Annotated in this window: 10 protein-coding genes; 4 read left to right on the top strand and 6 right to left on the bottom strand. The window is 33.2% G+C overall.

Going from position 1 to position 12032, the window contains the following annotated elements; translation table 11 throughout:
• The first annotated feature begins 4 nt into the window (after positions 1 to 4).
• Together Q1W72_RS06840 and Q1W72_RS06835 are read left to right on the top strand one after the other, a co-directional pair.
• Complete coding sequence (locus tag Q1W72_RS06840) at positions 5 to 1810, top strand: peptide MFS transporter (protein ID WP_099713626.1); 1806 nt, start codon at positions 5 to 7, stop codon at positions 1808 to 1810.
• Positions 1811 to 1856: 46 nt separating this feature from the next.
• Positions 1857 to 2318, top strand: coding sequence for a thioredoxin family protein (locus tag Q1W72_RS06835; RefSeq protein ID WP_099713625.1), 462 nt, complete (start codon positions 1857 to 1859; stop codon positions 2316 to 2318).
• Here the strand turns inward: Q1W72_RS06835 and Q1W72_RS06830 are convergent, their stop codons facing one another.
• The 5 genes from Q1W72_RS06830 to surE all read right to left on the bottom strand — a co-directional run bounded on the left by Q1W72_RS06830 (position 2319) and on the right by surE (position 7248).
• Positions 2319 to 4358 carry a ComEC/Rec2 family competence protein gene (locus Q1W72_RS06830; protein WP_099713624.1) on the bottom strand — a complete coding sequence of 680 codons (2040 nt, stop codon included), beginning with the start codon at positions 4356 to 4358 and terminating at the stop codon, positions 2319 to 2321.
• Positions 4359 to 4427: 69 nt separating this feature from the next.
• Positions 4428 to 4949: a C40 family peptidase gene (locus tag Q1W72_RS06825; protein WP_302137723.1), complete on the bottom strand. Its 522-nt coding sequence runs from the start codon at positions 4947 to 4949 to the stop codon at positions 4428 to 4430.
• 47 nt (positions 4950 to 4996) lie between these two features.
• Positions 4997 to 6109 carry a lipid-A-disaccharide synthase gene (gene lpxB / locus Q1W72_RS06820; RefSeq protein WP_121340855.1) on the bottom strand — a complete coding sequence of 371 codons (1113 nt, stop codon included), beginning with the start codon at positions 6107 to 6109 and terminating at the stop codon, positions 4997 to 4999.
• Positions 6110 to 6215: 106 nt separating this feature from the next.
• Positions 6216 to 6476, bottom strand: coding sequence for a hypothetical protein (locus tag Q1W72_RS06815; protein ID WP_302137722.1), 261 nt, complete (start codon positions 6474 to 6476; stop codon positions 6216 to 6218).
• Entirely contained in the window at positions 6469 to 7248 is a 780-nt protein-coding gene (gene surE / locus Q1W72_RS06810) for a 5'/3'-nucleotidase SurE (protein ID WP_302137721.1), read from the bottom strand. The genes Q1W72_RS06815 and surE overlap by 8 nt, the downstream gene beginning before the upstream one ends.
• A gap of 209 nt (positions 7249 to 7457) precedes the next feature.
• On the opposite strand from surE, the gene Q1W72_RS06805 reads away from it, so the two are divergent.
• Entirely contained in the window at positions 7458 to 9635 is a 2178-nt protein-coding gene (locus tag Q1W72_RS06805; protein WP_121343253.1) for a carboxy terminal-processing peptidase, read from the top strand.
• 197 nt (positions 9636 to 9832) lie between these two features.
• On the top strand, positions 9833 to 10681 hold the full coding sequence (locus tag Q1W72_RS06800; RefSeq protein ID WP_302137720.1) for a DNA/RNA non-specific endonuclease: 849 nt from the start codon (positions 9833 to 9835) through the stop codon (positions 10679 to 10681).
• Between the two features lie 115 nt (positions 10682 to 10796).
• Here Q1W72_RS06800 and rodA read toward each other — a convergent pair whose 3' ends face one another.
• Positions 10797 to 12032 carry a rod shape-determining protein RodA gene (rodA, locus tag Q1W72_RS06795; protein WP_099713620.1) on the bottom strand — a complete coding sequence of 412 codons (1236 nt, stop codon included), beginning with the start codon at positions 12030 to 12032 and terminating at the stop codon, positions 10797 to 10799.

The following is a 12032-nucleotide window of genomic DNA, read 5'->3' as shown; positions in this document are numbered from 1 at the left end:
TAACATGAGTGAAAATACTACAGATCAATTTTTTAAAAGTACCGTTCTAGGACATCCAGCGGGATTATTCGTTTTATTCTTCACAGAGATGTGGGAGCGATTCTCATTCTATGGAATGCGTTCTTTATTGATATTATTTTTAACCGCCTCCTTTACAGACGGTGGTTGGGAATGGACTCGTGAAAATGCTTCTGCATTATTTGGATCCTACGTTGGATTGGTTTATTTATCCACGATGTTAGGTGGTTATTTTGCCGATAAAGTGATAGGTTTTAGATGGGCAGTTGTTGTAGGTGCCAGTTTGATGACTTTAGGACACGCTTCTATGGCTGTTGAAACAGAATTTTCTATTTATTTAGGATTAGTATTGTTAGTTTTTGGAAATGGTTTTTTCAAGCCAAACATGACATCAATCGTATCTGAAATGTACAAAGACCGTCCTGAGAAGAAGGATGGTGCTTATACATTGTTCTACATGGGTGTAAATGCCGGGGCTTTCTTTGGTATTTTACTTTGTGGTTATTTAGGAGAAAAAGTAGGTTGGACGTATGGTTTTGGTCTTGCCGGAATTTTTATGTTCTTTGGAATGTTACAGTTTTGGTTGTCACAAAATATCTTTGGAGACATTGGTTTAAAACCAAACAAAGAAAGCAAAGCGAAAGCAGAAGCTTTGGATACGGATAAAAGAAATCCTTTTTCACCAATACAATTAGCGGCTATTGCATTTTCATCATTATTAGCTTTATTGTGGCTTTTAAATGATCCTGCTTCCAAAATATCCGGAGGGAAAGTAAATGTTTTTTCTTTCTTAGGACCAAATGGTAATTCGATTGCTATAGTTTCAGCATTGGTTGTGTTTATTATATTATTGATATACAGATTTACCCAATATTCTAAAATCACTAAAGAAAAATTAATAGCAGTTACATTCTTCGCATTCCTGACTATTTTCTTTTGGGCAATTTTCGAACAATCTCCAAACAGTTTAACCATTTTTGCGAATGATTATACGGATAGAGTTTTAACAGGTAATTGGAGTGTGGTATTTTTAGTGATGAATTCATTGATTACTATTTTACCTTTAGTTATTATTACTTGGGTATTGATTTTGTTGTTCAAACAAACATTCAAGTTGTATGCTATTGCAAATATTATTCTAAGTGTGAGTTTTATAATTATTTGGGCAATAGCAATATGGATGTTGGCTAAAGATTATTACACTGCAGGATATTTATCATTGTCTGATGAAACCTTACAAGCGTTGAAAATTGATAAAGTAACTACTGCATTGACCGAAGTTCCAGCTACTTGGTTTTCTACCTTAAACTCCTTGTTTATTATTTCATTAGCGCCATTGTTTTCAAAATGGTGGGAAAGTAAATACAATCCTGCGGCTAATTTAAAATACGGAATCGGAATGGGATTATTAGCGCTTGGTATGGCTTGTGTAGCTTTTGGCGCAAGCGGAATTGAAGCTGGTGCAAAAACAGCTTCTGTAAGTATGATTTGGCTTATTTTGGTGTATCTTTTCCATACTATGGCTGAATTGTGTATCTCGCCGGTAGGATTGTCTTATGTAAGTAAGTTAGTTCCTGCTAGAATGATTGCATTTATGTTTGGAGTTTGGTATCTTGCAGTTGCAATAGGAATGAAAGGAGCAGGGATGTTCGGAGAAAATATTGATAAAATTGCCAATGAACACGGATTGAGTTATTTTTTCTGGATGTTAGCAATAATATCTATTGTAGTGGCTTTGTTCTCAATTTTGATGGGGCCGGTAATTAAGAAATTAATGCATGGTGTTCGATAAATTTTAGGCATTGTTTTTGATTTGTCAATAATTAAAAATTATAAATATGAAGAAAATAATAGTTGCTTTGTTATTGTTTGCGGGATCATTTGCCGCTGAAGCACAAGAATTAGTTTGGGAAACCAATGTCATTAAGGCTATGGACGTTTCTAATAAAACTAAAAAACCAATGTTACTGTTTTTTACCGGTAGCGATTGGTGTGGTTGGTGTATCAGGTTACAAAAAGAGGTTTTGAAAACTCCTGAATTTGCAGCTTGGGCCAAAGAAAATGTGGTTCTGGTAGAATTAGATTATCCTAGAAAAGCACCACAGACTCCTGAGATTAAAAAACAAAATGACGAATTACAACAAGTTTTTGCTATTCAAGGATTCCCTACAGTACATTTTGCTAATGTTACAACTGTAGATGGCAAAGTGAATTTTCAAGGTCTGGGAAGTACCGGATATGTTGCTGGCGGACCATCTGCATGGTTGGCTGTTGCAAATGGATTTCTACAGAAGAAATAATTAGTCATTCAATTTATAATATCCCTTTTCACTCGTAGCGTGAAAAGGGATTTTTTGTTTCATACAAGTTGCCTTCCATTGTTTTTGAATGGTTTTATAATTGGAGGCATCTGCTACGACCATCTTTGGTTTTATAGTTTGCAACAAGCGTTCAAAATTTATTTTGGGAGATTGTGTCAGTACAATGATATCCGGATGTATGTTTTTTGGAAAAACACCCGAACTGTCTAAAATGAAAATCTTTTTTCCATTAAAATAAAAAAGGTTTTGCAGTACTTTTTTCTCTCTAAGACTGCTTAAATTCCCTATTCGATACGACTTTAATGTATTGTTTTTTTGAGCAGTTTTCAAAATACTGTCATTGGCATAGACCGTAATACTTTCCCCATTTCGTTCTGCAAGTAATGTATTTCTTTTGATATTGAAAACAATCCATTCCTGTTCGTTTTGAATGTTCCATTGAATATCCAGACATGATATTTGAAGAATGATGATTGAAACCAGTGCCATTACTAATCTGTTGAAACTTGGTTTTTTGAGCCAAATAATTGCAGTAAATAATAGCAAATAACTACTAAACAACAAATAAAAATGCAGTGGAATATCTTGTATTATAAATTGTTCTAAAGACGCAATTGTATTAATGATTTTATTCAAGTAATAAATGCTCCATTCCAGTAATTCTGAAAGGAATATTGGAATACTGTTAAGTGCCGCTAAAAGCATTACTAAAACGCCCAAAACCATTATGATGCTCAATACTGGGATGATAATTAAATTGGTCACAAAAAATAAACCCGGAAACTGATGGAAATAGTAAATACTCAATGGTAAAGTTCCTAATTGTGCAGCAAACGAAACCGTAAGAATATCCCAAATGTATTTTAAAACTTTATTTTTTGGTAACCAAATTGAGGCTAAAAGCGGTTGCAGCCAAATAATGAAAAACAACGCTAAATAGCTTAGCTGAAAACCAACATCAAATAGAAAAGATGGTTCAAAAAGCAAAATCAGTAATACGGAAACTAATAAAGTGTGGTAAATATTAACGCTTCTTCGTAAATGATTTCCAATGGCAACAAACGAAAACATGGTTGCGGAACGCACCACCGAAGGCGCTAATCCCGCGATGATTCCGAAACTGAATAAAGAGGCGAGAATGATGAGTAGTTTTATAAATGAACCCCGTTTAGTATTAGGAATAGGCTTTAGAATGAAAGTGACAAAAATTAAAATGAATCCAATGTGCAGTCCTGATACCGATAAAATATGTACCGCTCCGGCATATTGGTAATCCCGAATGATTTCCGGTGAAATATCCTGTTGTTGTCCCATTATTAATGCTATGGCAACATTTAATTCGGTTTTGTTGAAGTTGTTTTTTTCTAAATTATGAATAATTCGGGTTCTTAATTTAGAAGAATAATACCAGATGTTTTTCTCGATTTTCGTTCCAATTTTGATTTTATCAACATCAGCATACAGTTGCGCATAGATTTGTTTGTTTTCGAGGTATTTGCTGTAGTCAAATTGATTGGGATTATTAGGAGGTTTGTTTTTTGATAAAATCCCTTTAATAAGTAAAGGTGTCCCAATCTCAAATTCATGATGCAAACTGTCTTTTTGAATGTTTAGGATGATTCTTCCTGTTTGTTTTTTCTCATCTACACGGTTTATAATGGCAATGTAGCGGTCGCTAAACGGAGAGCTTTTTAGCTTTTCGCGGATAATTATGGAAATGGAATGCGGTTTTTCAAAAATAGTCGTATTGTGAATATAATTGCTTTTCTGAAAATGATCAATGTGAATTACTTGGGTCGAAATTCCGATAAGAAAAGACAGAAGATATGTTGTCAAACCAAAATAGAAAATCTTCTTGTTTTTGTTTTTGAATAAAAAATACAACACTCCAAAAACACCAATGGATATTGAAAGTAAGATAAACAGTAATGATAGCGGTAGATGAAAGTAGTAGGCGAAAAGGATTCCTGAAATAAATCCAATTGTTATTCTCGCTAAAGGAAAATGGAGTACTTTCATGTATCTAAAGTACACATTTTTAGCAAGAAAAAACTTTATTTTTAAAAGTTATATAGCTTTTTAGCTTGACTATAACACCCGATTTAATTGTACAAAGGTTTTTTTATAATAGGGTTCTTTGGTAGAGGAAATAATTACTCCTTTTGAAGTAGAAGAATGGATAAATTTTATCTCATCATCATTAACTTCAATGACGATTCCTACGTGATTTATCTGTGAATTTTTGTTGGTTTTAAAGAATATTAAGTCTCCTTTTTGCGCCTCTTCGCGTTCTGTATTGATAACCTCACCTATTTTTGACTGTTGATAAGAGTTGCGGGGAAGGGTTATATTATGTGAACTAAAAATGGTATACATCAAACCGGAACAATCAAAACCTGCTTTTGTCGTGCCTGCATATTTGTATTTTACGCCAAGATTTTCAGCTGCTGCATCAATCAATTCTTCTGCAAGACGATTTGTTTTTCTTTTATCAGATTTCGTTAATTTCTCTTTTTTGGTGTCTGATTTTTTAGAAGTGACTATGGGGGAAGTCGATTTACAAGCCGTAAAAAAAATAAGAATCAATAGTAGAAATGCGAAATTTTTCAAAAGAATATTTTTTTGATGAATTTAAATAGCTGTAAATTAGTTGTAAACTATTGTAAATCAGAAACAATGAATTTAGCGGTTTTTTCACTGGCGCCAATGCCTCCTAATTTGTCTTCTAATAACGCATATTTTTCTAAAAGCGTATTGCGATGATTGGATTCCAGGATTTTTTTAAGTTCTTCACGAATGCGTTTTGTGGTACATTCCTCCTGAATTAATTCGGTGACTACTTCTTCATCCATTATCAAGTTTACTAATGAAATGTATTTAAGCGTGATGATTCGTTTCGCAATTTGGTAGGAAGCCCAGCTGCCTTTGTAACACACCACTTCCGGTACTTTAAAAAGTGCCGTTTCCAGAGTTGCAGTTCCTGAAGTCACTAATGCGGCAGTTGAATTTCGCAATAAATCGTATGTTTTATTGGAGATGAATTTTATGTTTTCATGAGAAATGAAATTTTTATAAAAAGAGAATTCCTGACTTGGAGCGCCGGCAATTACAAATTGATAGTCGGGAAAATCATTGACAACACTCAACATTACAGATAGCATTTTAGTGATTTCCTGTTTTCTGCTTCCCGGTAAAATAGCGATAATTGGTTTTTCGTCTAATTGATTTTCTTTTCTAAAAAGGACAGGGTCAACTGCGGGTTGGTTGTGAATAGCATCAATCAGCGGATGCCCAACAAACTCAACAGGGAAATGATGTTTGTCCTCGTAGAATTGTTTTTCGAAAGGTAAAATCACATACATTTTATCAATATCGTGTTTGATGTCGGTAATTCTACTTTCTTTCCAAGCCCAGATTTGAGGGGAAATATAATAGTGTGTTTTCATGCCCAACGACTTGGCCCATTTTGCAATACGCAAATTGAAACCTGGATAATCTATGAAAATAAGAACGTCGGGTTGAAACTCAAGAATATCTTTTTTGCATATTTTGATGTTATTCAAAATAGTTTTTAAGTTAAAAATCACTTCGATGAAACCCATAAACGCTAATTCCCGATAGTGTTTCACTAAAGTACCGCCAACATTTTTCATCAAATCACCACCCCAAAATCGGATGTCAGCATTTGGATCTTTTTTATACAGTTCTTTCATCAAATTTGAACCATGCAAATCGCCTGAAGCTTCACCCGCTATAATATAATATTTCATGCTTTCTTGATTAGGAGTTTATAAATTTGGATTTCAAACGTATAAAATCATATTTATTTTTAATAATCTGTTTTTTCAATTTGCAAAGATAAACTAATAACATTTCTTAAATAAACATAGTGAGAATTGCCATAATTATCACGGCTAAAACCACACCGCGAGCCATTGTTTCTTTGTTTATTTTGAGTAAAACACCAAATGCTACTAGTGTAAGAATAGAACCTAATGTTACGATTTTGCCTAAATTCCCCTGTGATTGCATAATTTGAATTCCAGCAATGAAATTAAATTCCGTAAAAAAAGTTATAAAAATATAACTCCCAAGCAGGGTTGTGGAAAATCCAATAAACAAGTCTGTTTTATTCATTCCATTTCCAGGTGTTAAGTTGTTGTACCGCATGATGTGCTGTCAAGTCAAATTGAACAGGAACAACGGATATGTATCCGTTTTGTAAAGCCCATTCATCAGTGTCTTCGCCTTTGTCTTGGTTTACAAATTCTCCTGCAAGCCAGTAATAATCTCTTCCTTGAGGTGTTTTTCTTTTGTCAAATTTCTCTACCCAAAGTGCTTTCGCTTGACGACAAATTCGTATTCCTTTAATCTCTTTTTCTTCTAATTTTGGAAAGTTCACATTCAAAACAACTCCTTCCGGCAGTCCGTTTTCTAAAACTTCTAAGGATATTTTTCGAATAAAAGATTTTATATTGTCAAAATTGGCATTCCAATCATAATCCAATAAAGAGAAACCAATGGCAGGAATTCCTTCAATACCTGCTTCAATTGCCGCACTCATTGTTCCGGAATAAATCACATTTATGGAAGAATTTGATCCGTGATTGACACCGGAAACACATAAATCCGGTTTTCGTTTCAAAATTTCATTTACTGCAAATTTCACACAATCTACTGGTGTTCCAGAGCAGCTGTATTCTTTAAATGGGTCATTTTCTTTAGAAATTTTATTCAAATATAAAGTGCTGTTTATGGTAATGGCATGACCCATGGCGCTTTGAGGATTGTCAGGTGCTACCACAACGATTTCGCCTATTTCTGCCATAACGGCAATTAATGCTCTAAGTCCGGGAGCCGAAATACCGTCATCATTGGTTATTAAAATTAAAGGTCTGTCTTTTTTCATTGTTTTATATTTCAAAAAGGGATTGATTATTGATAATTTTGAAGACAAATGTAATAACACAGAATGGAATGTGTAAACAAAAGATAAAAATATGTTATGTTGATTCATTTAACTTAAAACAAAAGAACATTTTTATATCTTTAACAAAAATTTATGGAGGCCTAGCCACTGTTGGCATAGTTTTTACCGTAACTTACATTAAAAGATTCATGAATACTATTATTAACTTTATGAAAAGAAATTATAAAATACTTCTTGTAGTTGTATGCCTTTCGGTGACATTATTTGCGTTCAAAATGAATGCGAAACAATCATCCGATCCCGAAAAAGATAAATTGCTTTTAGAGTTATTGACGTTTGTTATTGAGAAAGGGCATTATAGCCCAGCCACAATTGATGATACGTTCTCTAAAGGTATATATAAAGATTATATTGAAGCGTTAGATCCCTCTAAGCGATTCTTTTTGCAATCAGATATTGATGAATTTTCAAAATTTGAAACGCAATTAGACGATCAGCTATTGAATAAGGATTTGACTTTTTTCAATTTGACATACGAGCGTTTAATTAAGCGTATGGAAGAAAGTAAAAAGATTTACAAAGATGTTTTGAGCAAGCCTTTTGATTATTCAGTTGAAGAAAGTTTCAATATTGATTACGAAAAAGCACCTTATTCTAAAAATGTTGCTGAACTTAGTGACAAATGGCGTAAACAAATCAAATTGTCTACCCTTTCATCTCTTGTTGACAAACAAAAATTAGAAGAAGATAAAAAGAAAAATGATGCCACTTATCAAGTTAAATCTTTTGATGCTTTGGAAAAAGAAACTAGAGAAAGTTCTGCAAAATCATTAGATGAATATTTTGGTTTCATTAAAGATTTAGATAGAAATGACTGGTTTTCAGTGTATGTGAATTCTATAACAGCGCGTTTTGATCCGCATACTAATTATTTAGCAGCAGAGGATAAAGAACGTTTTGATCAAAGTATCAGCGGTAAATTAGAAGGAATTGGAGCTCGTTTGCAAAAGAAAAATGATCTTACCGAGATTTCTGAACTTATTTCTGGTGGTCCAGCTTGGAGAGGAAAACAGCTAGAAGCAGGAGACTTGATCATGAAAGTAGCTCAAGGTAATGGTGAAGCGGTTGATGTTGTAGGGATGCGTTTGGATGATGTTGTGAAGAAAATTAAAGGGCCTAAAGGTTCAGAAGTTCGTCTTACTGTGAAAAAAGTGGACGGAACCATTAAGATTATTTCTATCATCAGAGATATTGTTGAAATAGAAGAAACGTATGCAAAATCCAGTATTGTAAATAAAAATGGACTGAAATACGGAGTAATTTATTTACCAAAATTCTATATTGATTTTGAAAATAAAGATGGAAGAGATGCAGGAAAAGACATTGCATTAGAAGTTGACCGATTAAAAAAATCAGGTGTAAACGGAATTATTCTTGATGTTCGTGATGATGGTGGTGGATCTTTGTCTACTGTTGTTGATATTGCAGGATTGTTTATTGAACAAGGTCCAATTGTGCAAATTAAATCAGCAGGAAGACAAAAAGAAGTTCTTTATGACAGAGATAAAAAAATTGAATGGGATGGTCCTTTAGTAATTATGGTAAATAGTTTCTCAGCCTCGGCTTCAGAGATTCTAGCTGCTGCAATTCAGGATTATAAAAGAGGAATCATCATTGGAAGTAAGCAAACCTACGGTAAAGGAACGGTGCAAAATGTATATGACTTGAATACTTTTGTGCGCAATAGTGCAGTAGGGGATTTGGGTGCAATAAAGACCACTACACAAAAATTTTATAGAATAAATGGTGGATCTACTCAACTAGAAGGTGTGCAAAGTGATATTGTTATGCCGGACAGATATGCTTATTTAAAAATGGGCGAACGTGACATTGACAATGCAATGCCTTGGGATAAAATTGATCAGGCTGATTATAGTGTTTGGAATAATAATGCCAACTTTAATCAAGCAATTGCCAATAGTAAAAATAGAATTAGTAAAAATCCACAGTTCCAATTAATTGAGGAAAATGCAAAATGGATTGACAGTAGAAGTGAAGAGAATGTTTATAGTTTGAATATTGACAAATTTAAAATTGCTCAAGCCGAAATTGAAGAGAAGGCTAAAAAATATAAGCCAATCGTAAATTACAAAAACACATTGACATTTACTTCTTTACCTTATGAAGCTGAAGTGATGAGTAAAGATGCTTCTTTGAAAGAAAAAAGAGAAATCTGGCATGAATCTTTAGCTAAAGATATTTATGTAGAAGAGGCAATTAATGTTTTGGATGATTTACAGCCTAAATCAATTTCGAAAAAAGATATTCCTGTTAAAATGAAAAAAAATAAACTAGCGAAATCTTAATAAAGAATTTGTTAGTTCATAAAACATACAAGTATTAGTAACTATTACGCTCCAGAAATTCAATGAGAATTTTTGGAGCGTTTTTAGTTTGAGTAAATTATTGATATTTAAAATAGCTGTCAGATGGTTTTTTTTTAGTCAATTTAGACTGTTAGTTTTGATTTTAAAAACAGAAGAATCCTTATATATAGTTAGCAATGAAAAATAGAAAATTATTCGCGTTGATATTTATTATTCTTTACGGAATCCTTTTTTCTTCCTGTAAAAAGGATTTGGAAGTAGGTAATCTGGATGCATCTAATGGAAGAAAGAAAGGAGACTTAATTCAGGTTGTTAGTGCTGAGAATAGTGCTGTAAGTTCAGTGGGAAATTTTGATTTTTTACCCTCATCTACAACCAATCAAGTTGTCAGACATAAGTATTACACTTTGTCCTATAATGAAGCTCATGAACAGGCAGAATGGGTGGCTTATGAGCTGAAGAAAAACTATATTAAGAATAATAACTTTAAGCGTCCTTTTTTTATTGAGGATGCCAAAGTAAAAACGGGTTCTGCTGATTGGAGAAATTATAAAAAGTCAATATATGATAAAGGGCATCTTTGTCCTGCAGGCGATATGGAGTTTGCTTTAGATGCTTATAACGAAACTTTTTTCACTTCAAATATTTCTCCTCAAGTGCGTAATTTTAATAACGGTGTCTGGAATAGATTAGAACAAAAAGTACGTTATTGGGCTGTAAAATATGATGGAATTTATGTGATTACGGGTGGAGTTTTAGAATCCTCATTAATAACAATAGGTAAAGAAAAGGTTTCGGTTCCTAAGTTTTTTTATAAAATTTTATTGGATAATTCTGGTGGGAACTTTAAAATGATTGGTTTCCTAATTCCCAATTCAGAAAGTGACAAACCACTATATAGCTTTGTGGTTTCGGTTGATTATATCGAAAAACTGACCGGAATTAATTTCTTTCCAAAATTGAATGACAACATTGAAAATCAATTGGAAAAAAGGACAGATTATAAAAATTGGAGTTTTAATTAACTCTACTGGGAATAAGAATTTTTAAAGTTTCTGTTTTTGTAAAGTGGTAAACGTATAAATAATTGAAATAAAACTATATACAAGAATAAAATCTTAATAATTAAAACCTATTTAATTACCACTCGTTTACTTTATTGGCGTCCATTTTTATAAATATAAACAACAATATAGTAAAGCCCCAAAGTCCCGAACCTCCGTAAGAGAAGAAAGGAAGCGGAACCCCAATTGTTGGGAAAATACCAACTACCATGGCTATATTTACAAAGAAATGTGTAAATAAAACCCCTGCAACGCAATATCCATATACCCTGCTGAATTTTGTTTTTTGTCTTTCTGCCAAGTATATTATTCTAAGAAATAAACCTGCAAAAAGAGCGATAACTACTAAGGAACCAACAAATCCCCATTCTTCACCCACTGTTGTGAATATATAATCTGTATGTTGCTCAGGAACAAATCCGCCTTTGGTTTGCGTTCCTTCAAGAAACCCTTTTCCAAACCAACCTCCAGAACCAATGGCTATTTCTGATTGATTGGTGTTATAACCGATTCCTTTCAGATCGACGGTTTTGCCTAAAAGTATGTTAAAACGATCCCTGTGGTGTTGTTTAAATACATTTTCAAAAACATAGTTTACAGACAGTACAAATCCAGAAATAACCACTAAAAGGATGCTGCTTAGAACAATATTTCTATCGGCTAATCTTGATTTTAAATGAACTAATATTAATGTAACTAATGCTATAAGAATTACATATTGTGGCTCTAATATCAGTGTTAATACAAATAAAAGGATGGTAATAAATCCTGTCCAAACATACCATGACGGTAGCCCTTCGCGGTATAAAACTATGATGAATATGCTGTATATTAAAGCACTTCCGGGGTCAGGTTGCGGAAGTATCAGGATGACGGGCAAAAGAATTATTGCAAGAGCTTGTACCTGCCTATTGACTTCTTTTAAATTGATCTGGGTGTCACTTAAATATTTCGCTAAGGCTAAAGCTGTAGCCGCTTTTGCAAATTCAGAAGGTTGAATCGTGAAACTGCCTATTGCATACCAACAACGTTGACCCGCTATTGTTTTACCAAATAAAAACAATCCGGCTAATGTAAGTAAGGAAATTCCAAAAATGATACTTGCATATTTTTCATAAAACTTACCGTCAACAGAAAGCACAATGAAAATTAACGGGATAGTCAATATAATGAATATAAGCTGTTTCTCATGAGTGTCCTCCATTGATGAGAGCGAAGACGAATAGATATTTAGCCAACCCAAAATAACTAATGAAACATAGATTATTATGCTTATCCAGTCAATGTTATTTGTTATGCTTTGGTTTTTCAT

The sequence above is a fragment of the Flavobacterium sp. ZE23DGlu08 genome, assembly GCF_030505335.1.
Lineage (GTDB): Bacteria > Bacteroidota > Bacteroidia > Flavobacteriales > Flavobacteriaceae > Flavobacterium > Flavobacterium algoritolerans.
Note: the sequence above shows the minus strand (reverse complement) of the source record. Positions and strands in the feature narration are given on the sequence as shown.